The organism is Flavobacterium faecale, assembly GCF_003076455.1.
Classification (GTDB): Bacteria; Bacteroidota; Bacteroidia; order Flavobacteriales; family Flavobacteriaceae; genus Flavobacterium; species Flavobacterium faecale.
The window spans coordinates 3,197,517-3,222,874 of record NZ_CP020918.1 but is presented as its reverse complement, the minus strand read 5'-3'; the positions used below and the strand labels follow the sequence as shown (position 1 = coordinate 3,222,874).

24 protein-coding genes and 1 riboswitch are annotated in these 25,358 nt (G+C 35.0%); of the genes, 11 read left to right on the top strand and 13 right to left on the bottom strand.

All coding sequences use genetic code 11. The annotated features are described in order from the left end of the window. Window positions 1–140 precede the first annotated feature (140 nt). The 10 genes from FFWV33_RS13765 to FFWV33_RS13720 all read right to left on the bottom strand — a co-directional run bounded on the left by FFWV33_RS13765 (window position 141) and on the right by FFWV33_RS13720 (window position 9,973). Window positions 141–1,463 (bottom strand): Na+/H+ antiporter NhaC family protein, encoded by a 1,323-nt coding sequence (locus tag FFWV33_RS13765; RefSeq protein ID WP_108741446.1) that lies wholly within the window; start codon window positions 1,461–1,463, stop codon window positions 141–143. 56 nt (window positions 1,464–1,519) lie between these two features. Further along, window positions 1,520–1,615, bottom strand: a riboswitch (SAM-I-IV-variant riboswitch). 118 nt (window positions 1,616–1,733) lie between these two features. Then, entirely contained in the window at window positions 1,734–2,159 is a 426-nt protein-coding gene (locus FFWV33_RS13760; RefSeq protein WP_108741445.1) for a hypothetical protein, read from the bottom strand. Between the two features lie 216 nt (window positions 2,160–2,375). Further along, window positions 2,376–3,248: a succinate--CoA ligase subunit alpha gene (gene sucD, locus FFWV33_RS13755; RefSeq protein ID WP_108741444.1), complete on the bottom strand. Its 873-nt coding sequence runs from the start codon at window positions 3,246–3,248 to the stop codon at window positions 2,376–2,378. Between the two features lie 95 nt (window positions 3,249–3,343). After that, window positions 3,344–3,706 carry a nuclear transport factor 2 family protein gene (locus tag FFWV33_RS13750; RefSeq protein WP_108741443.1) on the bottom strand — a complete coding sequence of 121 codons (363 nt, stop codon included), beginning with the start codon at window positions 3,704–3,706 and terminating at the stop codon, window positions 3,344–3,346. 1 nt (window position 3,707) lies between these two features. Further along, window positions 3,708–4,637, bottom strand: coding sequence for a UDP-3-O-(3-hydroxymyristoyl)glucosamine N-acyltransferase (locus tag FFWV33_RS13745; RefSeq protein ID WP_108741442.1), 930 nt, complete (start codon window positions 4,635–4,637; stop codon window positions 3,708–3,710). Window positions 4,638–4,715: 78 nt separating this feature from the next. Continuing rightward, window positions 4,716–5,282: an elongation factor P gene (gene efp / locus FFWV33_RS13740; RefSeq protein ID WP_108741441.1), complete on the bottom strand. Its 567-nt coding sequence runs from the start codon at window positions 5,280–5,282 to the stop codon at window positions 4,716–4,718. A 63-nt stretch (window positions 5,283–5,345) separates the two neighbouring features. Beyond that, complete coding sequence (gene lpxA, locus FFWV33_RS13735; RefSeq protein ID WP_108741440.1) at window positions 5,346–6,134, bottom strand: acyl-ACP--UDP-N-acetylglucosamine O-acyltransferase; 789 nt, start codon at window positions 6,132–6,134, stop codon at window positions 5,346–5,348. 55 nt (window positions 6,135–6,189) lie between these two features. After that, window positions 6,190–7,584 carry a bifunctional UDP-3-O-[3-hydroxymyristoyl] N-acetylglucosamine deacetylase/3-hydroxyacyl-ACP dehydratase gene (locus FFWV33_RS13730; RefSeq protein WP_108741439.1) on the bottom strand — a complete coding sequence of 465 codons (1,395 nt, stop codon included), beginning with the start codon at window positions 7,582–7,584 and terminating at the stop codon, window positions 6,190–6,192. Next, window positions 7,577–8,620 (bottom strand): UDP-3-O-(3-hydroxymyristoyl)glucosamine N-acyltransferase, encoded by a 1,044-nt coding sequence (gene lpxD / locus FFWV33_RS13725; protein ID WP_108741438.1) that lies wholly within the window; start codon window positions 8,618–8,620, stop codon window positions 7,577–7,579. Before lpxD ends, FFWV33_RS13730 begins: the two co-directional genes overlap by 8 nt. A gap of 111 nt (window positions 8,621–8,731) precedes the next feature. Next, window positions 8,732–9,973, bottom strand: coding sequence for an HD domain-containing protein (locus tag FFWV33_RS13720; protein WP_108741437.1), 1,242 nt, complete (start codon window positions 9,971–9,973; stop codon window positions 8,732–8,734). Between the two features lie 195 nt (window positions 9,974–10,168). Between FFWV33_RS13720 and FFWV33_RS13715 the strand changes: the two genes are divergently transcribed. Genes FFWV33_RS13715 through FFWV33_RS13700 form a run of 4 tightly spaced genes read left to right on the top strand, consistent with a single transcriptional unit; the run spans window position 10,169 to window position 16,358 of the window. Further along, window positions 10,169–10,660 carry a GbsR/MarR family transcriptional regulator gene (locus FFWV33_RS13715; protein ID WP_108741436.1) on the top strand — a complete coding sequence of 164 codons (492 nt, stop codon included), beginning with the start codon at window positions 10,169–10,171 and terminating at the stop codon, window positions 10,658–10,660. A gap of 12 nt (window positions 10,661–10,672) precedes the next feature. Then, window positions 10,673–11,779, top strand: coding sequence for an efflux RND transporter periplasmic adaptor subunit (locus FFWV33_RS13710; protein ID WP_108741435.1), 1,107 nt, complete (start codon window positions 10,673–10,675; stop codon window positions 11,777–11,779). Between the two features lie 24 nt (window positions 11,780–11,803). Continuing rightward, complete coding sequence (locus tag FFWV33_RS13705) at window positions 11,804–14,968, top strand: efflux RND transporter permease subunit (protein WP_108741434.1); 3,165 nt, start codon at window positions 11,804–11,806, stop codon at window positions 14,966–14,968. After that, complete coding sequence (locus FFWV33_RS13700; protein WP_108742558.1) at window positions 14,958–16,358, top strand: efflux transporter outer membrane subunit; 1,401 nt, start codon at window positions 14,958–14,960, stop codon at window positions 16,356–16,358. Before FFWV33_RS13705 ends, FFWV33_RS13700 begins: the two co-directional genes overlap by 11 nt. A gap of 161 nt (window positions 16,359–16,519) precedes the next feature. Here FFWV33_RS13700 and FFWV33_RS13695 read toward each other — a convergent pair whose 3' ends face one another. From FFWV33_RS13695 to FFWV33_RS13685, 3 genes are all read right to left on the bottom strand, one after another. Further along, entirely contained in the window at window positions 16,520–17,227 is a 708-nt protein-coding gene (locus FFWV33_RS13695) for a DUF3307 domain-containing protein (RefSeq protein WP_108741433.1), read from the bottom strand. After that, window positions 17,221–17,823: a transcriptional regulator gene (locus FFWV33_RS13690; RefSeq protein ID WP_108741432.1), complete on the bottom strand. Its 603-nt coding sequence runs from the start codon at window positions 17,821–17,823 to the stop codon at window positions 17,221–17,223. The genes FFWV33_RS13695 and FFWV33_RS13690 overlap by 7 nt, the downstream gene beginning before the upstream one ends. Before the next feature lie 267 nt (window positions 17,824–18,090). Further along, window positions 18,091–19,011, bottom strand: coding sequence for a LysR family transcriptional regulator (locus FFWV33_RS13685; RefSeq protein ID WP_108741431.1), 921 nt, complete (start codon window positions 19,009–19,011; stop codon window positions 18,091–18,093). A 98-nt stretch (window positions 19,012–19,109) separates the two neighbouring features. On the opposite strand from FFWV33_RS13685, the gene FFWV33_RS13680 reads away from it, so the two are divergent. The 7 genes from FFWV33_RS13680 to FFWV33_RS13650 all read left to right on the top strand — a co-directional run bounded on the left by FFWV33_RS13680 (window position 19,110) and on the right by FFWV33_RS13650 (window position 25,331). Continuing rightward, window positions 19,110–19,385, top strand: a complete 276-nt coding sequence (locus tag FFWV33_RS13680; protein ID WP_108741430.1) for a hypothetical protein — start codon at window positions 19,110–19,112, stop codon at window positions 19,383–19,385. 62 nt (window positions 19,386–19,447) lie between these two features. After that, window positions 19,448–20,410 carry a sodium-dependent bicarbonate transport family permease gene (locus tag FFWV33_RS13675; protein ID WP_108741429.1) on the top strand — a complete coding sequence of 321 codons (963 nt, stop codon included), beginning with the start codon at window positions 19,448–19,450 and terminating at the stop codon, window positions 20,408–20,410. 234 nt (window positions 20,411–20,644) lie between these two features. Further along, the gene (gene porX, locus FFWV33_RS13670; RefSeq protein WP_108741428.1) at window positions 20,645–22,198 is read left to right on the top strand and encodes a T9SS response regulator signal transducer PorX; all 1,554 of its coding nucleotides are present in this window, start codon (window positions 20,645–20,647) and stop codon (window positions 22,196–22,198) included. Between the two features lie 142 nt (window positions 22,199–22,340). After that, the gene (gene tsaE, locus FFWV33_RS13665; RefSeq protein WP_108741427.1) at window positions 22,341–22,748 is read left to right on the top strand and encodes a tRNA (adenosine(37)-N6)-threonylcarbamoyltransferase complex ATPase subunit type 1 TsaE; all 408 of its coding nucleotides are present in this window, start codon (window positions 22,341–22,343) and stop codon (window positions 22,746–22,748) included. A gap of 170 nt (window positions 22,749–22,918) precedes the next feature. Further along, on the top strand, window positions 22,919–24,118 hold the full coding sequence (locus FFWV33_RS13660) for an alanine dehydrogenase (protein WP_170111564.1): 1,200 nt from the start codon (window positions 22,919–22,921) through the stop codon (window positions 24,116–24,118). A 38-nt stretch (window positions 24,119–24,156) separates the two neighbouring features. Beyond that, entirely contained in the window at window positions 24,157–24,534 is a 378-nt protein-coding gene (locus FFWV33_RS13655; RefSeq protein WP_108741426.1) for a DUF4258 domain-containing protein, read from the top strand. Window positions 24,535–24,815: 281 nt separating this feature from the next. Continuing rightward, window positions 24,816–25,331, top strand: a complete 516-nt coding sequence (locus FFWV33_RS13650; protein WP_211316262.1) for a hypothetical protein — start codon at window positions 24,816–24,818, stop codon at window positions 25,329–25,331. Window positions 25,332–25,358: the final 27 nt, after the last annotated feature.

The window sequence follows — 25,358 nt, the reverse complement described above, 5'->3', positions numbered from 1 at the left end:
CAATCTTTTATGTCCGCCGCGGCGCACACAAAAGGATTTTCACTACTATCAGGGCTATCATCTTAGAGTTGTCAAATATAGAGTAATTCCCTTTTTAAAAAAAATTTCAAATTCATTTACCTTATAAAATCGAATCGAATTTATAGTTTAAAAAAACGTTTGACCAATTTATCCCAAAAAGCACTATAAATGGCAACCAAAGTAAAAACGAACAAAAATAAATGATACCAAGCATTACCAATTAAATCCATAAAATCCAATTTCCCTTTTGCAAAACTTAATATTAAAAGTACTTGCGCTCCATAAGGTAATATCCCTTGAATTACACAAGAAAATATATCGAGAATAGCGGCTGTTTTTTTTGAACTCAAATTGTATTCCTCGTTAATTTCCTTTGCAATTCCTCCGGTAATCACAATTGAAACCGTATTATTGGCAATCGCCATATTAGTAAAACCAACCAACGCTCCTATTCCCAATTGAGCTGAGTTTTTACTCTTAATTCTTCTTTTAATTTGGTGTAATAAAAAATCTATTCCTCCCGCCTTATCCACCATCGCTGCTAATCCGCCCGTAAGCATGGACAACAAAAAGATTTCGGTCATGCTAGTGAATCCTTCATAGATTTTTCGAGCAAATTCCATTATCGTAAAATGATTTCCAAAATAACCAATCAATCCCGCCAGTACAATACCTATAATCAAAGTCGAAAATACATCAACTCCCACCAAAGCAAGTACGATAACTAGTATGTAAGGAACAATTGCAAACCATTCAAAACTGGTTTTCGGAATCGTTACTGCTGTAATATCAGAATTTAAACCAAGATAAAAGAATACAAGTATTGTAATAATAGCGGCCGGAAAAGCAATAAATAAGTTAATCTTGAATTTGTCTTTTAATTCGCAACCCAAGGATTGAGTTGCTGCAATTGTAGTATCGGAAATCATCGATAGATTATCACCTAACATTGAACCACCCAATAAAGCACCAGCAATCAAGGGTAATGAAGCGCCACTTGAATTAGCCAAGTCAACCGCAATCGGGCCTATGGCAACGATAGCGCCGACAGAAGTTCCTGTAGCCGTTGATAAAAAAGCAGCAATTAAAAAGATTCCCAAAGGGAAGTAGGCTACATCTATGGTGTTAATTCCTAGGCTTACAACCGCATCAACACCTCCCATGGCCTTACTAACAACTGCAAAAGCGCCTGCTAAAAGATAAATGAGACACATGGTCATTATTTTACTTTCGCCACAACCAGCAATTAAAGTAGCAACTTTTTCCTCGGTTGAACTTTTAAACATTAAAAAAGCAGCTATAATACCAATTAGTACAGCAATTGGTGCAGGTAAGGCATAAAAATCGTCAAGCCAAATACCAGCTCCCAAAAAGGTGAAAATAAAAATAAGTAGCGGTATCAAAGCATAAGCATTGCCCTTTTTTTTCAATAAATGTGTCATAAATCAATTTTATAATGAAATGATTATAACGAAAAACAAAGCTAAAAATGGGAATGTAAAACAACATTTTTTCCAAAGGATTGGCTTATCGTTTTAGCACCTTGCTCGTTGTTGCAGGTTGCTATCTCGTAATGAGATTCGTGATAACGGGTGCAAAAGTACTTATTATTTTATAAAAAAAATAATAGCATAATGCTTTTTATAATTTTAAATTAAAAAAGCCTTACCAAAGTAAAGCTTTTTCAATTGTTTCAATCAAAATGTATCAGCTTAAAAAGCTACATTCCATTTTGGTAATTTTCCGTTTGCTGTCAAGAAATTTTGCAAAACTTGTCCTTCTACAGAAGTTGGGATTCCTTTGTCTTCAGCGTTGAAAGTTTCGAACCAAAGAACTTCAAGTCTTTCAATGTTCTCAATTTTCATTTGCGCTGGCCAAGAATATTTTCTACCTGTTTTTGCAAATTGATGTCCGTTTACAATTTTATCATACAAACCACCATTTTTACTTTTCAAAGAACCATCATTTTGTACTGTTCCAGTAGAACCTACCATGATTAATTCCTTATCATCTCCGTTGATAGCGTTTACGATAAAAACACCACTTCCTTCTGAAGCATTGCAAACATCTTCTAAACTATCATCAATTGTAAAAGTAAAACTGTTGTTTTCTTTGTATTTTTCTAATTCTTTGTACATAACTATTATTTAATTATTTTGAGATTTGCTCGACCCAATTTCATTGATAAAATGTCCTTAAGCTTGAAAATCATTTATTCATCTATCTGATTCTTATTAAATGGCTGCAAAAACAGTCCTTTTTAATAAAGTGCAAATGTATTTCTTTAATTTCATTTTTATACTAAAAAAGCCCCACAAATGTGAGGCTTCTTATATTTTAATTTCAAGAAAAGATTATCCTAAAATTTCTTTTACTTTTTTACCAATTTCAGCTGGTGAATCAACAACGTGAATACCGTTGTCTCTCATAATTTGTTTTTTGGCAGCGGCAGTATCATCAGTACCTCCAACAATAGCACCTGCGTGACCCATTGTTCTACCAGCAGGAGCAGTTTCTCCAGCGATAAAACCAATAACTGGCTTACGGTTACCATCAGCTTTGATCCATTTTGCGGCATCAGCTTCCAATTGACCACCAATTTCACCAATCATGATTATACATTCAGTTTCTGGATCATTCATCAACAATTCAACTGCTTCTTTTGTTGTAGTTCCAATGATTGGATCTCCACCAATACCAATAGCAGTAGTGATACCCAAACCTTGTTTTACTACTTGATCAGCAGCTTCGTACGTTAAAGTTCCAGATTTTGAAACGATTCCTACTGTACCTTTTTTGAAAACAAAACCTGGCATAATACCAACTTTAGCTTCTCCTGGAGTAATAACACCTGGACAGTTAGGTCCGATCAATCTAGCATTTCTAGATTTTACATATCCATTTGCTTTAATCATGTCTGCAACAGGAATACCTTCAGTAATCGCAATGATCACTTTGATACCTGCATCTGCAGCTTCCATAATTGCATCAGCAGCAAAAGCTGGTGGTACAAAAATGATAGTTGTATCTGCTCCCGCTTGCTCAACAGCATCTTTTACTGTATTAAAAACAGGACGATCTAAATGTGTAGAACCACCTTTTCCTGGAGTAACTCCTCCAACAACGTTTGTACCGTATTCAATCATTTGAGAAGCGTGGAATGTTCCTTCACTTCCTGTAAATCCTTGAACAATTATTTTGGAATCTTTATTAACTAAAACACTCATGATATATATTTTATGTAGTTTTTAAATTTGTGTTGCAAAAATATAAAATAGTAGGCAGTAATCTGTAATTGCACTCAGATATTTTAACACAAAATTCAGGGTTTTTGACTATTTTGGAAACCTCTGAATAATTTATCGTCTTTTATCTCCCAGATCACCATGAAATAACCAAGTAACATCTCTTCTCTTGGATTCTCAATCGTCTTTACAAAATGTGAATATCGCACACAAACTTTATTGTCTTCTGCAATAATTTGACTAATTCTTACTTTTGTTCGAACATACGCTTTTCCTAATGTTTCTATCAAGGAAAGAATTCCATCATAATTCAATTCAGAAAATCCGGTACTACTATGCCATTCAATACAAAAATCAGGATGAATGAATTGCTTCATTTCTTCAGGATTTATCAGCGCATCTGATTTGTAAAAATTAAGTACTAATTCTTTTGCAGTCATACTATTTTAGTTTGGTTAATATTTCAGGTATTTTTTTCAAATTTGCTAATTGTTTCAATTGCTCTCTTGACTCTTGTATTGGAGTTCCAAAATAAGATTTGCCACCTGCCACAGATTTTGTAACACCAGTTTGCCCCATAATTACAGCTTTTGTACCTATAGTTATGCCACTTGTTGTTCCAACTTGCCCCCACAATGTCACCTCGTCTTCAATAACGACGCAACCTGCAATACCTGTTTGTGATGCGATCAAACACTTTTTTCCAATTACGGTGTCGTGACCTACGTGAACTTGATTATCAATTTTGGTTCCTTCACCAATTGTAGTGTCACCCGTTACACCTTTGTCAATGGTGCACAAAGCTCCAATTCCAACATTATCTTCAATCACTACTCTACCACCTGAAACCAATTGATCAAATCCAGTTTCTCTTTTTTTATAATAAAAAGCATCAGCTCCCAAAACAGTACCTGCGTGAATAATCACATTATTTCCGATTACGGTATGATCATAAATAGCTACGTTGGCATGAATCAAACAATTTGTTCCAATGGTAACATGATGTCCAACAAATACATTTGGCTGAATCACAGTACCTTCTCCTATTACAGCAGAGGATGAAATTGATGTAGATGCCGAATGAAATGGTCTGAAATGTTTGGTAAGTGTATTGAAATCTCTAAAAGGATCTTCAGAAATCAATAATGCTTTGCCTGCTGGACAGTCTACTTTTTTGTTAATCAATACTATGGTTGCTGCAGATTGAAGCGCTTTGTCATAATACTTTGGATGATCAACAAAAACAATATCGCCAGCTTCAACAACATGAATTTCATTCATACCATGAACAAGAAAATCTTTTTCACCTACAAATTCGCATTGAATCAAATTTGCAATTTCTTCTAAAGTTATAACTTTTTGAAATTTCATAGCAGCTCTTTGTATATTATTTATGCAATTAAAAATCCCGTAAACTCTTTATAGAAAAAGTTTACGGGATATTAAATATTACTCTTTTACACGCTCCATGTAAGAACAAGAAGCGGTGTCAATTTTGATTTTATCACCTTCATTAATAAATAAAGGTACATTAACCGTTGCTCCAGTTTCAACCGTTGCTGATTTTGTTGCATTTGTAGCTGTATTTCCTTTGATACCAGGCTCAGCATAAGTTACCTCAAGTACTACAGATGCTGGCATATCTACAGAAAGAGGCAAATCTGTTTCTGTATTGATACTGACCATCACACTTTCACCTTCTTTTAATAAATCTGGTGAGTCCAAAATATTTTTGTTCAAAGAAATTTGTTCAAAAGATTCTGTGTTCATAAAATGAAACTCATCTCCTTCTGGGTATAAAAATTGAAATTTATGATTTTCAACTCTTACTTCTTCAATTTTATGCCCAGCAGAAAAAGTGTTATCTAATACTTTACCGTTGCTTAAGCTTCTTAATTTTGTTCGAACAAAAGCAGGTCCTTTTCCTGGTTTAACATGAAGAAATTCAATGATTTTATAAATATCATTATTATATTTAATACATAATCCGTTTTTGATGTCTGATGTAGATGCCATTTTATTTATTGCTTTTGGCTACTAGCGACTGGCTAATAGCGGTTTATAATTCATTTTATTATCTTACAAGGTACTGCTTGAATATCCTTTCATTACTCCTCGAGATGAATTTCTGATAAAATCAAGAATTTCGTCACGCTCAGGAGTCGCCTCCATTTCAGCCTCAATGATTCCTATTGCTTGAGTTGTATTGTAATTTTTTTGGTAAAGAATACGGTATATGTCCTGTATTTCTCTAATTTTTTCTGTTGTAAAACCTCTTCGTCTCAATCCAACTGAATTGATTCCAACGTAAGAAAGCGGCTCTTTGGCTGCTTTGGTATATGGAGGAACATCTTTTCTTAACAAAGATCCACCAGAAATCATTGCATGATCACCAATGCTTATGAATTGATGAACTGCAGATAATCCGCCAATTACTGCATAGTTACCTACGGTTACATGTCCGCCCAATAATACACCGTTCACAATGATAGCATTATCACCTACGTGGCAATCGTGTGCTATATGTGCCGCAGCCATAATTAAGCAATTGTTTCCAATGGTTGTTTGTCCTGATGCAACTGTACCACGGTTAATGGTTACACACTCTCTAATGGTACAATTGTCACCAATTATCGCAAGAGAATCTTCACCTCCAAATTTTAAATCTTGTGGCACCGCAGAAATTACTGCGCCCGGAAAGATATTACAATTTTTTCCAATTCTAGCGCCTTCCATGATCGTTACATTGGATCCAATCCAAGTCCCATCTCCGATGATAACATTGTTATGTATGGTCGTGAAGGGCTCTATAACCACATTTTTGGCAATTTTTGCACCTGGATGAACATATGCTAATGGTTGATTCATCTACTTAGTTTTTAGTTATTTTAGATTAGAGAAAAACGCTAAACTATTTTATATTTTAATGTTGTGGTTTTCTAGCAATTTGAGCCATCAACTCTGCTTCTGCTACTAATTTTCCATTAGCGTATGCATTGGCTTGCATGTGACAAATTCCTCTACGAATAGGTGTAATTAAATCACACTTAAATAACAAGGTATCACCTGGTAACACTTTATGCTTGAATTTAACATTATCCATTTTCATGAAATAAGTTAAATAATTTTCTGGATCTGGAACGGTGCTCAAAACTAGAATTCCTCCTGTTTGCGCCATAGCTTCAACGATTAAAACACCCGGCATTACTGGAGCTTCTGGAAAATGACCTACGAAGAAATTTTCGTTCATCGTTACATTTTTCATTCCCACTACGTGATTTTCAGACATTTCGATAATTCTATCAATCAATAAAAACGGAGGTCTATGAGGTAAAACAGACATGATTTTATGAATATCCATCAATGGTTCAGCATGCAAATCATAAGATGGTACAAAATTACGTTGTTCTATTTTAATTATTTTTGCCATTTTTTTTGCAAACTGTGTGTTTACAAAATGTCCTGGTTTGTTTGCTATAATTTTACCTTGAATCTTTGTTCCAATCAAAGCCAAATCACCCACTACATCAAGTAGTTTGTGTCTTGCAGCCTCATTAGGATAGTGCAAAGTAAGGTTGTCTAATATTCCGTTTGGTTTTACTGCCAAAGTTTCTTTACCAAAAGCAACTTTTAAACTTGCCATTGTGCTTGCAGAGATTTCTTTGTCTACATATACAATTGCATTGTTTAGATCTCCTCCTTTAATTAAACCATTTTCAAGTAATGACTCTAATTCATGAAGAAAACTAAATGTTCTAGAATTTGCGATTTCCGTTTTAAAGTCGTCAATGCTTTTTAATGTTGCATTTTGAGTCCCTAAAATCTTAGTTCCAAAATCAACCATTGTTGTTACGCTATACGAATCACTAGGCATAACTAGAATTTCACTTCCAGAAGCTTCGTCTGTAAAAGAAATAACTTCTTTTACAACATAGACGTTACGTTTTGCATTTTGTTCTTCAAATTCTGCTTTTTCAAGTGCTTCCACAAAATATTTAGAAGAACCATCCATAATAGGTAATTCTGAAGCATTTAGCTCAATAATTACGTTGTCTAGATCACAACCAACAAGCGCTGCCAAAACATGCTCAGGAGTTTGAATCTTAACACCTAATTTTTCCAAATTAGTACCTCTTTGTGTGTTAACAACATAATTTGCATCTGCTTCAACAACAGGATGTCCCTCTAGATCAATTCTAACAAAAGTAAATCCGTTATTTACTGGAGCAGGTTTAAAAGTCATACTTACTTCTTTACCTGTGTGTAATCCAACTCCAGTTAGGGAGATTTCTGTTTTGATGGTCTTCTGTTTAACCATTGTTTCCGTTTTTTGTGTTTAGTATTTGTTTCTTTAACTCTTCAATCTCTGTAATTATCTTTGGTAAGTTTCTAAAGTGCACATATGATTTACTAAAATCATTATACCCAAAAGATGGACTTCCCTGCAAAACCTCATTACTCTTAATATTTCGCCCTACCCCTGCTTGCGCCTGAATACGAACATTATCACCAATTGTCAAATGACCAGCAAAGCCAACTTGACCACCTATCATGCAGTTTTTACCAATTTTGGTCGAACCTGCAATACCGGTTTGAGCTGCAATAACTGTATTCTCTCCTATTTCGACATTGTGAGCAACTTGTATTTGATTGTCTAATTTGACCCCTTTTCGAATAATAGTCGAACCCATTGTTGCTCTATCTATTGTTGTACAAGATCCAATTTCGACATCATCTTCTATGATTACGTTTCCTATTTGTGGGATTTTCTTATACGATCCATCAGCATTTGGTGCAAAACCAAAACCATCAGATCCAATTATTGTCCCTGAATGAATTTTACACTGATTACCAATTTGTGACTCTGAATAAATTTTGGCTCCCGAATATAAGGTTACATTGTCTCCAATTTTTACATTATCGCCCACATAACAATTAGGATAAATCTTTACATTATCACCTATCGTAATGTTGGTACCAAGGTAACTAAAACTTCCTAAATAAAAATTTTCACCGTACACAGTTCCTTCCGAAATTACTGACGGTTGTTCTATTCCGTTTTTTAGGTTTTTTACGGAGTCATAAAATTCTAATAATTTGGTAAATGACAGGTAAGCATCATCAACCTTGATCATTGTAGTATTCAAATCACCTTCGGGAACAAATGTTTTGTTGACAATGGTGATCGTTGCTTTGGTACTATATATAAAATTATTGTATTTAGGATTGGCCAAAAAAGTCAATGAACCCTCTTGCCCATCTTCAATTTTAGACAATTCATGAACTTCAGCATTGGGATTACCAACTACTTCGCCTTCTAAAATCCCCGCTATTTGTTCTGCTGTAAATTTCATTGTGATTAAATTCTTTTTTTATAACCTTTCCTTCTTCACTGTTCAATTATCAATCTGTTATAAAAAAATGATTGTATTTTTGATTTCGACAAAAATATAAAAAAATTGATGTTAAATCTTTATTTGTTCGAGTTGTTTTGGGAAACAGATGTAATATTTAGTAACTAACTTGGATAATGATTTTAAGTTCAGTTGATCTGCTGATTCAAAAACATCTTCTACAGAGCGATCTTTTTTCAAAATATGAATCGGTTCTGCTTCCTTACTGTAGGCTTGGTTTTTTATTTTTCCTTTGAATATGAAATAATTCGTATCTAATAAACTCAAGTTGTTTTCTTTGGCAAATCGCTCTTTAAAATCGTCTAATGCATCTGTAGCAGGCTTTTCACTAGACAACTTAATTTTTGGAAGGTCACGATTTATAATCATTTTGCTCAGAGTAGACAATATATAATCCTCGTTATACTGCCATGCTTTCAAGGCGCTCATGATATCAAAATCATCTAATTGTGAAAAAAGCTCCAAGTTTGAAGCATCAAAAGAGTCAAAATCTATTTTATTCTTCATAAAATAACCCAAAGGCATACTCGAAGGCAATAGTACTCCTTTACTTGTTAGCTCTTTGGCACGCTTTAAAACTTTTGTCAAAATCAATTCTGCCGCCAAACTAGTTTTGTGTAAATAAGCTTGCCAGTACATCAATCGTCTTGACATTAAGAATTTTTCAACGGAATAAATTCCTTTTTCTTCAATAACTAATACTTCGTCAACAACATTCATCATCTGTATTAATCGCTCAGAATTTACATTCCCTTCTGCAACTCCAGAATAAAAACTATCACGTTTTAAATAATCCATTCGATCCATATCTAGCTGACTTGATATCAATTGTAACATGAATTTTCGATTGTATTCTCCTTTAAAAACTTGAATAGCCAAATCGAGCTTACCATCAAATTCCAAATTTAATTGCTCCATAAAGAGTAGCGAAATTTGTTCATGATGTACATCCTCAACGATAGTTTTCTCCATCGTATGCGAAAACGGACCATGCCCAATATCATGCAATAAAATCGCAATATATAAGGCGTTTTCTTCTTCTGACGAAATCTCAACTCCTTTAAAACGTAGCACATCCACTGCTTTTTGCATCAAGTGCATACATCCAAGTGCGTGATGAAAACGCGTATGATGTGCACCTGGATAAACTAGGTAAGACAATCCCATCTGTGTAATGCGACGTAAACGCTGAAAATACGGATGCTGAATTAAATCATAGATTAATTCATTTGGTATCGAAATAAACCCATAAATCGGGTCATTAAATATTTTTAGTTTGTTGATTTTAGTCACTCGAACTTTTATTTTAAGAGGACAAAGATATAAAATTTAACATTCGAAATAACGTATACCCTTTGTGTTTACTAAGTTTTTGACAGAAACACTATGTACACTACAGAAATAAAACGATAGTTTAACATTAATTTAAGTTCGATTAGTTCGGTAATTTCCGAACTAGATATAAATTTGCCGAAAAAAAGATTTAAAATGGAAATCGAAAAAGAAAGAGCAGAAATTATTGAACTTTTTGGAGTTCATTTTGCCAAACTTTATAACATTCCACCTTTAGCTTCTCGGATTTTGGGAACATTAATAGTGGACGGTTGCAAGAGCGGAATCACATTTGAGGAATTAGTCGAAAAGATGGGTGCTAGTAAAAGCTCTATTTCGACCAACTTAAATCTTCTTTTAAAAATGGACAAAGCAACCTACTTTACCATTTGTGGAGATCGAAAAAAATATTTTCGAGCAGCTGATTTAAGTGACAGATTATCGAATTATTTAAAATTAATTGATTCAGAAATGGAAATTATAACACGAATGATTGGTTACCGCCAAGAAACCGTTTCCTGTCCTGAAGAAAAATCCAACCTTGAGAATGTCAAGGCATATCGGCTGCACGTTATGGAGCTTGAAAAGTTGTTTACCAAAACAATAAATGAATTTAAACAAATAGAAAACAGTAATAAAAACCATTAATAATCTATCGAAATGAAGAAAATTTCCTTAACCATTGTAAGTTTAGTTCTGCTAGTAGCCTGCGGAAAGAAAAACGAAGAACAGGCCGCGCCTCCCGTTATGCCTTACAAGGTTGTGCAAGTTGCGCCTTCAAGCACTACGCTATTGGCCGAATATCCTACCACACTTGAAGGAGTTACAGATATCGATATCCGTGCAAAAGTTGACGGATATATTGAGGAAATATATGTTCAAGAAGGCCAAGAAGTACGCGCTGGCCAAGTTTTGTTTAAATTAGAAACACAAACTGCTGATCAAGATGCTGCCGCGGCCAAAGCAAAAGTAACTGCTGCACAAGTAGAAGTGAATCGATTAAAACCTCTTGTCGACCGTAACATTATTAGTGATGTACAGTTAGAAACTGCCAAAGCCAATTTGGCTGGTGCAAAAAGTACGTACCAAGGTATTATTGCTAAAATAAATTATGCGTCAATAAAAAGTCCGGTGAACGGAATTGTTGGAACGTTACCGCTAAGAATTGGAAGTTACGTAAGTAGCCAAACTGCTGAACCATTGACTAGAATATCAGATATCAGTACCATTTATGCTTACTTCTCCGTAAATGAAAAGCAACAACTAGACATCATGATGAATGGTGAAGGGAAATCTTTTCAGGATAAAATTTCGAAACTACCAAATGTGAACTTGCTTTTGAGTAACGGATCACCTTATGATCAAAAAGGAAAGATTGAAACCTTTAGTGGTCAAGCGAACTCTTCTACAGGATCGTTTAATGTGCGTGCTCGTTTTCCAAATCCAAATCGCTTATTGCGTTCTGGAGGAAGTGGAACAATCCAAATCCCAACAGATTTGCAAGATGTGATTTTAATCCCGCAAAATGCTACTTTGGAATTGCAAGACAAACGAATTGTTTTGGTTACCGACAAAGAAAACAAAGTAAAAGCCATTCCGGTTGAAGTACGTCCAGTACCAGGAGGTCGTTATTTTGTAGTTGATAAAGGACTTAATGTAGGAGATAAAATCCTTGTTGAAGGTGTTGGAATCGTAGCCGAAGGAACATTGATCAAACCAGAATTGGTTGATAATTCTACGATAATGAAAGAACAAGAAAGTAAATAATACATTCGAATTAAATAACAGGATATGTTTTCAAAATTTATTGAAAGGCCCGTACTGTCAACGGTAGTTTCTATTATCATTGTCATACTAGGAGCATTAGGATTAACGTCATTGCCCGTTTCCCAATACCCAGAAATTGCTCCACCTACCGTAACGGTGGCAGCTAGTTACCAAGGTGCAAGTGCCGAGGTAGTAATGAACTCGGTTGTAATACCGCTAGAAGAACAAATTAATGGTGTAGAAGACATGACATACATGACCTCTACCTCCAACAATGATGGTTCGGCATCGATTAGCATCTACTTTAAATTAGGTACAAATCCTGATTTGGCTGCTGTAAACGTTCAAAACCGTGTATCTCGTGCAACACCTTTGCTTCCGCAAGAGGTTACAAAAGCAGGGGTTACCACATCAAAAAGACAAAGTGATAATATCTTGATCTTTTCATTATACAGTGAAAATCCAGATTATGACATGACTTTTCTTCAAAATTATGCTAATATCAACATTTTACCTAAGATTAAAAGGGTAGCTGGTGTGGGTGATGCGTCAATATTTGGACAAAAAGATTACTCCATGCGTATTTGGCTTAAGCCTGATGTAATGGGTGCGTATGGACTCGTTCCATCTGATATTACTGCTTTACTAGCAGAACAAAATATTGAAGCGGCTCCAGGACAATTGGGAGAAGATAGTGATCAATCGTTTCAGTATACGTTAAAATACAAAGGTCGTTTGCAAGACACCAAAGAATTTGAAGAAATCGTGGTTCGTTCTACCGAAAACGGTGAGGTTTTAAAATTAGGAGATGTTGCGAAGATCGAATTGGGAGCTGTGAATTATGCTAGTAATACGTTAACAAATGGTCATCAATCGGTAGCGATTGCAATTGCTCAAACAGCAGGATCAAATGCACAAGAAGTGATTGAAGGATCATTGGCTGTACTGGAAAAATCAATGGTTAATTTCCCGAAAGGAGTTAAATATACTACCTTGATTAACGCTAATGATTTCTTGGAAGAGTCGATTACCAAAGTAATTCATACGTTAATCGAAGCCTTTATTTTGGTATTTATTGTGGTATTCGTCTTTTTGCAAGACTGGAGATCTACATTAATTCCAGCTATATCAGTTCCGGTTGCCATTATTGGTACCTTCTTTTTCTTAAGCATTTTTGGTTTTACCATTAACTTATTGACTTTGTTTGCCTTGGTACTCGCCGTCGGAATTGTAGTCGATGATGCCATTGTGGTTGTTGAAGCTGTGCATGCCAAGATGGAAGCTGGTGAACACGATCCAAGGAAAGCTACGCATAGCGCGATGGGTGACATTAGTAGTGCCATCATATCAATTACTTTAGTGATGTCTGCCGTATTTATTCCGGTTTCATTTATTAGCGGTTCGGCAGGTGTATTCTACAAACAATTTGGTTTAACATTGGCTATTGCAATTGTACTTTCGGCAATTAATGCATTGACATTATCACCTGCTTTGTGTGCTATTTTCTTGAAAAGCCATGGAGAAAAGAAAAATGATGGATTCTTAGCTCGTTTCTATACCGCATTTAATACTGGATTTGATACTACGACTGCCAAATACAAACGCTCGGTTGAGTTTTTGGTAAAAAGAAAATGGTTGGCATTTTTAGGAATCGCTGTTTTTGCAGGAATTTTTGTTTTATTGCTTAATATTACTCCAAAAGCTTTTGTACCGGGTGAAGATACGGGTGCTATTTTATCTGATGTAAGCTTACCTCCTGGAACTTCATTAGCCAATACTGAAAAAGTATTATTAGAGATCGAAAATAAAATTAAAGACATTCCTGAAATAAAAGAAGTATTGCGTGTTTCTGGTCGTAGTTTGATTAGTGGTACAGGTAGTAACTACGGAATGGTTATCGTGAAATTGAAAACATGGGCTGAACGTAAAGAAGCAAATCAAGAAATATCAGCCATTGTTGGCGAATTATTTAAACGTGCTTCAGCTGTTAAAAATGCCAAAGTGTTATTTTTTGCACGTCCTACCTTAGTTGGTTTTGGATTTACGAATGGTTTTGAAGTGCAATTGCAAGATCAAAAAGGGGGAACCATTCAAGAATTGAGTGATGTGAACAACAAATTTTTGGCTGCGCTGAATAGTCGTCCAGAAATTAAATATGCCGCAACTTCTTTCTCTCCAAATTACCCACAATATAGAATTGACTTGAATGTTGCTGCAATCAAAAAAGCAAATCTTACGGTTACGGATGTATTAGGTACAATGCAAGGATATTATGGTGGAGTTTATGCCTCTAACTTTAATAAATTCGGAAAACAATTTAGAGTTGTTTACCAATCTGAACCACAATTTAGACGTGATCCAGAATCATTAAATCAAGTTATGGTTCGAAATTCAAAAGGGCAAATGGCTCCTATTTCACAGTTTTTAAAACTTGAAAAAACATTTGGTCCTCAAGCGATTGATCGTTTCAACTTATTTACTTCGGTAAAAGTAACTGGAGCGCCAAAAGATGGATACAGTACCGGAGACGCAATTAAGGCTGTGCAAGAAGTAGCTAGTCAAAGTTTACCAATTGGTTACGGATATGAGTTCTCGGGTATGACACGTGAGGAGATAAGTGCTGGAGGTCAAACATTATACATATTTATTTTATGTCTTGTGTTTGTTTACTTTTTGCTTGCTGCTCAATATGAAAGTTACATCTTACCATTCGCAGTATTACTTTCTTTACCAATTGGATTAGCTGGAGCTTATATTTTTGCTTTCTTCTTTAATATCAGTAACAATATTTATTTGCAAATTACGCTCATCATGCTGATTGGTTTGCTGGCCAAGAATGCGATTTTAATTGTTGAATTTGCGGCAGATGCTCGCCGAAAAGGATTGAGCATTAGTCAAGCGGCTATCACAGGATCTGTTGCGCGTTTGCGTCCGATTTTGATGACTTCGTTTGCTTTCATCTTGGGATTACTTCCGTTGATGTTGGCACAAGGAGCAGGTGCTGTAGGAAATCAAGCAATTGGTACAGGTGCAATCGGAGGAATGTTAATAGGTACTCTTTTGGGAGTATTTGTAGTGCCAATTTTATTTATTGTTTTCCAAGGATTACAAGAACGCATTTCAACAAAACCATTACCAGTACCACAAGGAGCAGATGTTCAATTTTATGACACAGAAAATGAAAAATAACCTATATAAAATCGGGGTATTAGCAGTATCTGCTACACTGATGCAATCTTGTTTTGTTGCAAAAGATTATCAACGACCGGATGTAAAAACAGAAAATTTATACCGCACAGAGACACCAAGTACAGATTCGCTATCCTTAGCGAATCTTAGTTGGGACAAAATGTTTACCGATCCTTTGTTGCAAGGGTATATTAAAAAAGGTTTAGAAAACAATCTTGATGTGCGTATTGCAATGCAAACATTGGCTGCGGCAGAGGCTAGCATGCTACAAGGAAAAGCAGGCTACTTCCCTACTTTAAATGTCACTACCAACTGGACACATCAAGAGTTATCAAGAAACACTCAAATTGGTGCCATTGTAAAAAACCCTACTACAGATCAATATCAATTGGTAGGAAATCTAAGTTGGGAAGCTGATATTTGGGGAAAAATTAGAAGTAATAAAAGAGGAACTCAGGCTTCATATTTGCAAAGCCAAGCAGCTAACCAAGCGATCAAAACGCAGCTTATTGCTTCTATTGCCAGTACCTATTACCAATTACTAGCTGTTGATGAGCAAATCAAAATTGCCGAGAATACCTTGGTGAATAGAACGCAGAGCATTGAAACGATTCTTGCCTTGAAAAAAGCTGGAAACGTAACTGAAGTTGGTGTAAAACAAACGGAAGCTCAAAAATATGCTACAGAATTAATTATTGCAGATCTAAAAAACAACAGTATTCTTTTAGAAAACACACTTAGTATTTTGATGGGCAAAGGAGCAAATAAAATTGAGCGTTCAAATTTTGCTGCTTATCCATTGCAAGCAGATATTAATGTTGGGGTTGCGTCTGGCTTATTACGCAACAGACCTGATGTTATCGCTGCTGAATACAATTTGATTACAAATTTTGAAATGACGAATGTTGCCAAAAGCAGTTTTTATCCTGCTTTGACCGTGACCGCAAGCTCCGGACTGCAAAGTATTGATATTCAGAAATTGTTTTCTACCAACTCTATCTTTGCTTCTATTATTACTGGATTAACGCAACCTGTTTTTAATCAAAGACAAATAAGAACGAAATATGAAATTGCAAAAGCAAATCAAGAGAAGGCCTATTTGCAATTTGAGCAGTCGTTATTAACAGCAGGAAAAGAAGTATCTGATGCCTTGGCGCAATACAAAAACGAGTCGTACAAGATAACTGTTCGCGAAAAGCAAGTGGCTGCCTTAACCAAAGCTTCTAGCTACTCTGAAGAATTGTTAACCTACGGATTAGCAAATTATCTTGAGGTTTTAACAGCCAAAAATGATGCGCTAAATGCTCAACTGACGCTTGCAGATAATAGATACCAACAATATAAATCGGTAATTCAATTGTACAGAGCCTTAGGTGGTGGATGGCAATAAAAAATAGTTTCAGTTTTTTTGAAATTATGATTGGTTGATTATGTTAGAAAGCCCCTAAGTACTGTACTTAGGGGCTTTTTTTATGTTTAAACCTTTCTTGTACTTTATTCAATGGTGGATTCAATTAACAATTAAAACCATATTCATTTTGTAAAAATATCTTAAACCATTTGCAGCAATAATACTAAGTACCCTTTTGCAATAAGCATTGCTAAGCCAAAACTTAATAAAGTTCCGATCAAAACGTATTCGGTTAGGGTGCGATCTTTGGCGTTGTTTAGATCTCCAAATCTAAAGATTGATTTTGCTGCTAATAAAAAACCAATCCCTTCCCAGAAATTCATAACAACAAAACCAAAGATGAACAAGCGTTCTAGCATTCCAATATATTTTCCGGCTTGGTTGGGGTTATCGTCTTTCATTTTCCATTTAGACAAAAGCACCCGCATCACGATGGCGCTAACTTGGGTTTGAAGTAAAAAAGCAATGCAAAATAATGCGGTTTTAGGATTTGCTATTGCCCTTAAGTCCCATTCGAAAGGTACATAACACAAAGCAATCAAGAAAAGAACGACTAGATGGGCCAGCTGGTCTGCAAAAAAGATCCAAATTTGATTTTTTTTATTTTGGAATTTAATTTTTATCCAATCAATTACAAAGTGACTGATCAAAATGCAAAGAATACCCATCCAATAATGTAGCTGAAATTGCAAAGCAACCAACAATAAAATAGCATGTACACCAACATGATAGCTGAGGTATTTGACCCGCTTATGAGCAATAGATTTTGCTTTGACCCAATGATCAGGTTGTAATAAAAAATCACCGATAAGATGTGCTAATAGCAAAGGGAGTAAAAGATCTAACATAGCATTGTTACTTGTTTGTGATAGTAATCTAGTAATTGTTGTAGTTCATCAAATCCACCTCTTTTCAGGGCTTCACTAACGTTTCCTTGTCTTTTTTTATCTAAATTTTCTGCAATCTCCTTTTGGCTTAAACTAGGATTTTGAAGTTTAAAACAAATTACTTCCGCAGTTTTGGCGGTCCATTTGTCTAACGTTATTGCGGCCAAATCAAGCATTATCGATAACGGACTATTCAATTCTTCCCAAGGAGTTTGTAAGGCTAAGGTTTGTTTTTTGAGGTTGTCAAAGCGGGTGCCTGAGTGTACAAAGGCAGATCCATTGGAGTCTGTTACCTTATCCGTTCTATAATCAATGGTTCCAATTCCTATCGCCATTCGAACTTGAATTTCATGACTTTTTAAATAGGATTTAATGATCATAGCACACAATAATGCCTGCTCTGGCGGACATATAATCTGAAAACTATCACCACGAAAAATTTCCCAATCTTTTGGATTTGAGCCAAATTGACTGAGTACTTCTTTCAAAATAGGCATCCAAACAGTAGTCGCTGTTTGTTGTGATTCAATGATATCTCCTGTGATTACTGCGTACATAATATTTCTTTTGGTTTGTAAATATATCTTTTATAATACAGATAATCAAATATATCCACCAAAAAGCAGATATTTTAATTTATCTACTTAAAAGCAGATATTTTAATTTATCTAACAAAATATAGATAGTATCCTCAAAAATTAATCTGATAAAAATAAGATTTATAGAGCAATAAAACACTTTCTAACCTAAAAATAATATTCTTCTAAATTCATAACAAACCAAATAGGCAGCTATCTTTTTCTTTATTATTTTCGAAAAATAAACTACTGCGTATACCACTGAAACTTCTGCTGAATAATTTGTTCTTTCTCGGTTTGTATATGACTCAAAACGGCAGACGCCACTGGAGAATGCTTTTTACCCTTTAACCAAATTAAACTCCAATTGGTGGTTATTGGTAAGCCATCAACCGGAATAATTTGCAAATCATTACTTCGAAGTGCATTTTTGATTCCTATTAACGGCATAATCGAATAGCCCAAACCTGCAATTACAGCTTGTTTGACTGCTTCATTGGAGGTAAGCTCCATGGTCTTAAAAACAGAAATAGCATTATCTTTAATGAATCTTTCCATGATTTGGCGCGTTCCAGAACCTTGTTCCCGATAAATCATAGGTCTATTTTCAAATATTTTTTGCGTATTAGTTTCTCCATCAAAAGCATCGTCACCACTACCCACGAGGTATAATTTGTTTTGAAGTAAATCCAACTGTTCTACCTCTAAAGTGGTGGGAATAATAGAAACCAATGCAAAATCGACTTCGTTATTTTTTAAACTTTCAAGCACCTTACTTTTATTGGTTACATCCATCAGTAGTTCAATACCCTCGTGTTGTTTCATAAAATTCGCCAAGAAAAAAGGCATGATATATTTTCCGGTTGATACAATCGAAATTTTCAATTTACCCGAAAGTTTTCCTTTGTAGGCTTGCGTTTTATAATTTATAGCTTGGACTTGACTTATAATTTGGTCAGCCGCTTCGGCAATTTCGTGCCCAAAATCAGTGATATAAATCTTTCGACCAATAACTTCTGTGAGCGGAATATCAAACTGATCTTGAAAATTACGTAACTGAATCGAGACTGCCGGCTGAGTTAAGTGTAAGGCTTCAGCAGCTTTGGTTACACTTTGTGTTTGCACAATTTTCAAAAAAATCTGTAACTGGTTAAGGGTGTAATTCATAAAATAAATTTATACGTATCATTACAAATATAAATAAAAATTTATGAATTAAATATTTCAATTTTGCATTCGAAAACAAAACCAAAAACACAAACAAAATGGACAACAAACAATCATTACATTTAATTGAAGGAACATTTTTGCCAAGCGAAGCAGTTGATATTTTACTGAATTTGTACAACCAAAAGATAAAATTTCATGAATTGAAAAATTTTAGTACCCAAGAATGTACTGGTGATCAGGATTTATATTCAGTAAAAAGAATACCTGAATTGGAAGCCGACATTGAAACCATCAAAAAGTTCATGGCCAAGGCAACAATTTCAAACAAAAAAGTGCAAATCTATTCGACACTTTCTATACAAGTAGTTTAATATTTATAAAGTAAAAGCACACGCACAACAACTTACTATTTCAATCTCACTAAATACACAAAATGAATTTCAATCTGCTCACTGAAAACTTAACGAATCCTGCACTTTTATTTTTTGTTTTAGGAATACTAGCAGCTTATTTAAAGAGCGATTTAGAAATCCCCGCCAATTCATCCAAATTTATATCCTTATACCTTTTGTTTGCAATTGGTTTCAAAGGTGGTCAAGAATTGTCACACGAAACGTTCTCTGCAGAAATTGCTTGGTCTATTCTGTTTGGTATTTTTATATCCGTGATAATTCCGCTATACACCTTCTTTATTTTACGCACAAAACTTAGTGTTTACAATTCGGCAGCCATTGCAGCGGCGTATGGATCTGTAAGTGCAGTTACTTTTGTCACGGCAGTATCTTTTTTAGAAGGGCAACACCTTGAATTACATGGTCACATGGTAGCTATCATGGCTTTGATGGAATCGCCTGCAATCATAATCGGGCTCGTTCTTATCACCATTTTTAATAAAAAAGAAACTACCGAAATGCAAAAAAGTTCGGTTATCAAACATTCGTTGACCAACGGTAGTGTGCTGTTAATTTTAGGAAGTTTGGTGATTGGTTTTATTGCCAATGCCGAGCAAGCACAAGGAATCAAACCGTTTACAAACGATCTTTTCAAAGGGTTTTTAGCGATATTCTTGCTTGATATGGGTATCACGAGCGGGAAAAAATTAAAATCATTTTTCTCATTCGGCTGGTTTCCTTTCCTTTTTGCAATGCTCATTCCTTTATTCAATGGTTGTTTGTTTGCAATCTTGAGCGCAACTGTAACAGATGATATCGCCAACCGTTTCATCTTTGCCATCCTAGCCGCAAGTGCCTCCTACATAGCCGTGCCTGCCGCTATGAAAATCACGGTACCCAAAGCAAATCCTGGATTATTCTTACCCATGGCACTAGCAGTAACGTTCCCGATCAATATAACGATCGGTATGCCACTCTACTTTTGGGTAATTCAAACATTTTAGATAAAAAGTCGATCCGAAATTCCAAATACCACGTTTAATCCTCGGACTTTTTATTGCCAGAAACAACTCATTACCACAATGAGTTGTTTTCTTTTTAATTTCGATATCCTTACTAATCGTAATATTTAAAATATAAATCGGTAATTTTTATAATAAAATTAGGAACTATAAGCTCGTATTATATGTAAATTGGCACATTGATTGCTAGTTAATGCACATAAAAAACACTACGATATGGACAAAATAAAAATACTTTGGGTTGATGACGAAATTGATTACCTAAAGCCTCACATACTTTTTTTAGAGAAAAAAAATTATAGCGTAACGACTTGTAATAATGGACGTGATGCGATTGAAATATTCGAAAATGAAGCTTTTGACATTGTTTTTCTTGACGAAAACATGCCAGGAATGAGCGGATTGGAGACTTTGGCCGAAATGAAAGAAAAAAAATCGGCTGTTCCTATGATTATGATTACCAAGAGCGAAGAGGAATATATCATGGAAGAAGCCATTGGTTCTAAAATCGCTGATTATTTGATTAAACCCGTCAATCCCAACCAAATTTTGTTGAGTTTAAAGAAAAACTTAGATCATTCTCGTTTGGTAACCGAAAAAACTACGCTAGACTATCAGAAAGAATTTAGAAAAATTTCTATGGAAATGGGAATGGTTAATTCTCATGAAGATTGGATCGAATTGTACAAAAAGTTAATCTTTTGGGAGCTTAATCTTGAAAACATAAACGATCATTCGCTTACTGAAATATTAGAATCTCAAAAACAAGAGGCAAATTCTCAATTTGGTAAATTTATTGAACGAAATTATGAAGATTGGTTTGAACCAAAAGCAGACAAACCAATGCAGTCACATACTTTATTCAAAGATGTTGTAGTTCCAGAATTGAAGAAAAAAGACAAACCTGTACTTTTTGTAGTGATTGACAACCTGCGTTACGACCAATGGAAAGTGTTTGAAGATGTTGTTGCCAACCATTATAAACTTGAAAAAGAGGTTCCCTACTACTCTATTTTGCCAACGGCTACGCAATATGCTCGTAATGCGATTTTCTCTGGAATGCTCCCTTTAGAAATGGAGAAAAAGTTCCCGCAATATTGGAAAAATGATCCAGAAGAAGGTGGTAAAAACTTGTATGAAGCGGAGTTTTTGACCGCTCAAATCAAACGATTGGGACTCAATATTAAGGAGGATTATTTTAAAATCACCAACTTGGCTAGCGGAAAAAAACTAGCCGAGAACTTCAAAGCTTTAAAAAACAATGATTTGGTTACGGTAGTGTACAATTTTGTAGATATGCTATCACACGCTAAAACCGAAATGGATGTTGTAAAAGAATTGGCCTCAGATGACAAAGCATACCGATCTTTGACCTTAAGTTGGTTCAAAAATTCGCCTTTGCTCGAAATTATTCAGCAAGCACAAGCCTTAGGTTTCAAATTGGTACTTACAACCGATCACGGTACTATTAATGTTCGAAATCCTTCAAAAGTAGTAGGAGACAAAAATACCAGTCTAAACCTACGTTACAAAACGGGTCGTAGCCTTACTTATGAACAAAAAGATGTTTATGCGGTCAAAGATCCAAAAAAAATAGGTTTACCTATTATTAATATGACCAGTTCGTATATTTTTGCTAAAAATGATTTGTTCTTGGCTTATGTCAATAATTACAATCATTATGTTGGTTACTACAAAAACACCTACCAACACGGCGGAATATCATTGGAAGAAATGATTATTCCTTGTTTGGTGTTCAATCCAAAGTAGTAAAATTGAAATAGGAGAGTTCGATTTTAGATCGAAAGTAAAATTGTTTAAAACAGTTAACTATCATTAAAATCTAACTCTCATAATTTTAAAAAAGTAAATTAGTAATGCTTTATATGTGTAATTCATATCTTTTAAATTAATGGAATTTATATTTTCTTTGAACGAAATTGAGTCGGTGGCGCAACAAGTGCTAGATACAAAACCGAGCGAAATCATCCTTTTTCATGGGGATATGGGCGCTGGAAAAACCACTTTTATTAAGGAACTATGCAAAAAACTAGGTGTTACTGAAGCTACTAGCAGTCCTACTTTTTCTTTAGTTAACGAATACGAAACACTTGACAACCAACTGGTTTATCATTTTGATTTTTACCGTTTAAAGAAAGAAACAGAAGCACTGGACATGGGTGTTGATGAATATTTATACTCCGGAAACTGGTGTTTTATCGAATGGGCCGAAAATATTCCGAATCTAATCCCTGAGTCACATTCGATTATAACCATTAAAGCACTACCCAACGGAAAGCGAGTATTGGAATTGCGATAATATTTTCGAATAAAAAATTTTAAATCGTTTTACAACTACATAAAACAGAGTCAAAGGCAATAAATCTAAAAATTACAAGGATAACAATAGGTTAATAATACGGTTCAAAAGTCCTTATTTTAATCTTTTTATGTAATTTTACCTTTCAATAAGTACCGTATACAATGTCAATATCTATAGCGATTACACCATTTACCAAAGAGCAATTGATGCCACAAGAAGAAAAACTTGAAGTATCAAAGCGCAAGAGCGAACTTTTCATTGGTATTCCTAGTGAAACCAGTTATCAAGAACGTCGTATTTGTTTGACTCCAGATGCCGTGAACACGCTTACGCACCACGGACATCGCGTGATGATTGAATCTGGCGCTGGAGAAAACTCTAGTTACACAGACAAAGAGTACAGTGATGCTGGTGCCGAAATTACTCACGATACCAAGAAAGTTTTTAGCTGTCCGATGATTTTAAAAATCGGTGCTCCTACGATTGACGAAATCGAAATGATGAATTCAAAAACGATTTTGATTTCTTCCATCCAATTAAAGACAAAAAGCAAAGCATACTTTGAAGCACTGAGCAAAAAGAAAATCACTGCGTTGGCTTTCGAATATATTAAAGACGAAGATGGCTCGTATCCAGCTGTTCGTTCTACAAGCGAAATAGCAGGAACAGCATCTATATTGATTGCAGCCGAATTGATGATTACAAATGATTTTGGAAAAGGGTTACTGATTGGGAATATAACAGGAGTGCCACCAACTGAAATTGTGATTATAGGTGCAGGTACAGTTGCCGAATTTGCTGCCAAAACTGCACTTGGTCTTGGAGCAAGTGTCAAGGTTTTTGATAATTCAATTACCAAACTTAGAAGATTACAAAACACACTGAACCAGAGGATATTCACTTCTACAATTCAAACTAAAGCATTAACCAAAGCCTTGCGTCGTTGTGATGTGGCTATTGGTGCCTTACGCGGGGTTGAGCGATGTCCTGTAGTCGTGTCTGAAACCATGGTTGAACACATGAAAAAAGGTGCAGTAATCGTAGACGTGAGTATTGATACAGGTGGTTGTTTTGAAACCTCCGAAGTTACGACTCACGAAAAACCAACATTTATAAGAAGCAATGTTTTGCATTATTGCGTACCAAATATTGCCTCTCGTTATTCTAAAACTGCATCATTATCAATTAGCAACATTCTTACTCCCTACCTGATGCAAATTGCAGACGATGGCGGAATTGAGTCGGCAATACGTTGTGATGTGGGGTTGAAAAATGGCGTTTATCTTTACCACGGCATCCTAACAAACAAAGCGGTTGGAGATTGGTTCAATTTACCCAATAACGATATCAATTTAATTGTTTTTTAAGGAATCTTTATTTTACCTTTGCACCAAAATAATAATACATGAAATTTTTTCACCGTTTCGCCTACTATTTGGTAGGTTTAGTACTTGGTCTGTTCTTTGTGGGTATGATTTTCAGCGGAAAAGACACCCGTTGCAACTATTTTCCAAATGCTAGAGTTTTAAATGATTTACGCTCTAAACCATTTTCTTATTCCGAAAAAGCATCAGCAGTTCTAGCTGAACCATGGATTGATACTATTGATATTAAAAATAGTTTACAATATGGTGACGTTGATTTTGATCAAAGCAACACCGAATTTGGTAAAAACACCAAACTGTATGTAATCGAAGGTAAAACAACCAAAAATCAAGCTATAATCTTAAAGGTTAGCAACAAAGCCGGTGGTGCTACACTTGAAGAAATTATAAAAAAATAAGCACATTATACTGATAATGAATTACATACAATTACTGTTATACATTAAATCATACTCCTAACTTAACTGTTAGGAGTTTTTTTGTCCAATCTTTATAGACTGCTTCCTTTCTATCTAAAAAAAAAAGGAAGTGCTACATTAGCAAAAATAGTTTAATGATTTGCCAACAAAGAGACGACATTCCTTTTCCATTCTTTAAGTACCTTTGCGCCAAGAAATAGAGATCGCTTCAAGAAAGTTAGGATTTTATTGGAATAACAAGTTAAAATAGCACCACTATCATGAATAACATTTTTATAGGTTCGTTGGCCGCACTAATTATTGGAGTGGCTTATTATATTTCGAAAAGTTTAAATAAAGACCTTGGAGATTCGAATATTGCTTTTGAAAAAGCAGAATTTTTAAACACACCCGAAAAGGATAAATTAAGTTATATTGAAGCGCTAATTGCTACAAAGCAGTATTATCCTTTTGAAAAATGGCGCGAGAAATCCTCTAAATATGGATTACTGCAGTATACCGAAGACAATTGCACAGCTGCCAAAAATATTTTTGACACCTTACTAGAAAAGCTTATTAAAACGGGTGAAAATGGCGAAATTAAAAAGAAAGAGAAATATTTTGAGATTGCCGTCTTGGCCTTAAATGAATTGAATGATGTTGAACAAGGATTGATTGAAACCGGAGAACGTGAAGATTTATGTGAACTCATCGACAAAATCACTATTGCTGCAGGTTTAAACCCAAAAAACTATGCTAAAGGCGAAGGTATCGCAGATTTATGGAGAGAATGGTAGTTCTACTAGTTATTTTGTAGCACGTTT

Coding starts and splice junctions, on each gene's coding strand:
- FFWV33_RS13765 (WP_108741446.1), bottom strand. CDS start 1,463: ATGACACATTTATTGAAAAAAAAGGGCAATGCTTATGCTTTGATACCG.
- FFWV33_RS13760 (WP_108741445.1), bottom strand. CDS start 2,159: ATGTACAAAGAATTAGAAAAATACAAAGAAAACAACAGTTTTACTTTT.
- sucD (WP_108741444.1), bottom strand. CDS start 3,248: ATGAGTGTTTTAGTTAATAAAGATTCCAAAATAATTGTTCAAGGATTT.
- FFWV33_RS13750 (WP_108741443.1), bottom strand. CDS start 3,706: ATGACTGCAAAAGAATTAGTACTTAATTTTTACAAATCAGATGCGCTG.
- FFWV33_RS13745 (WP_108741442.1), bottom strand. CDS start 4,637: ATGAAATTTCAAAAAGTTATAACTTTAGAAGAAATTGCAAATTTGATT.
- efp (WP_108741441.1), bottom strand. CDS start 5,282: ATGGCATCTACATCAGACATCAAAAACGGATTATGTATTAAATATAAT.
- lpxA (WP_108741440.1), bottom strand. CDS start 6,134: ATGAATCAACCATTAGCATATGTTCATCCAGGTGCAAAAATTGCCAAA.
- FFWV33_RS13730 (WP_108741439.1), bottom strand. CDS start 7,584: ATGGTTAAACAGAAGACCATCAAAACAGAAATCTCCCTAACTGGAGTT.
- lpxD (WP_108741438.1), bottom strand. CDS start 8,620: ATGAAATTTACAGCAGAACAAATAGCGGGGATTTTAGAAGGCGAAGTA.
- FFWV33_RS13715 (WP_108741436.1), top strand. CDS start 10,169: ATGGAAATCGAAAAAGAAAGAGCAGAAATTATTGAACTTTTTGGAGTT.
- FFWV33_RS13710 (WP_108741435.1), top strand. CDS start 10,673: ATGAAGAAAATTTCCTTAACCATTGTAAGTTTAGTTCTGCTAGTAGCC.
- FFWV33_RS13705 (WP_108741434.1), top strand. CDS start 11,804: ATGTTTTCAAAATTTATTGAAAGGCCCGTACTGTCAACGGTAGTTTCT.
- FFWV33_RS13700 (WP_108742558.1), top strand. CDS start 14,958: ATGAAAAATAACCTATATAAAATCGGGGTATTAGCAGTATCTGCTACA.
- FFWV33_RS13695 (WP_108741433.1), bottom strand. CDS start 17,227: ATGTTAGATCTTTTACTCCCTTTGCTATTAGCACATCTTATCGGTGAT.
- FFWV33_RS13690 (WP_108741432.1), bottom strand. CDS start 17,823: ATGTACGCAGTAATCACAGGAGATATCATTGAATCACAACAAACAGCG.
- FFWV33_RS13685 (WP_108741431.1), bottom strand. CDS start 19,011: ATGAATTACACCCTTAACCAGTTACAGATTTTTTTGAAAATTGTGCAA.
- FFWV33_RS13680 (WP_108741430.1), top strand. CDS start 19,110: ATGGACAACAAACAATCATTACATTTAATTGAAGGAACATTTTTGCCA.
- FFWV33_RS13675 (WP_108741429.1), top strand. CDS start 19,448: ATGAATTTCAATCTGCTCACTGAAAACTTAACGAATCCTGCACTTTTA.
- porX (WP_108741428.1), top strand. CDS start 20,645: ATGGACAAAATAAAAATACTTTGGGTTGATGACGAAATTGATTACCTA.
- tsaE (WP_108741427.1), top strand. CDS start 22,341: ATGGAATTTATATTTTCTTTGAACGAAATTGAGTCGGTGGCGCAACAA.
- FFWV33_RS13655 (WP_108741426.1), top strand. CDS start 24,157: ATGAAATTTTTTCACCGTTTCGCCTACTATTTGGTAGGTTTAGTACTT.
- FFWV33_RS13650 (WP_211316262.1), top strand. CDS start 24,816: ATGAATAACATTTTTATAGGTTCGTTGGCCGCACTAATTATTGGAGTG.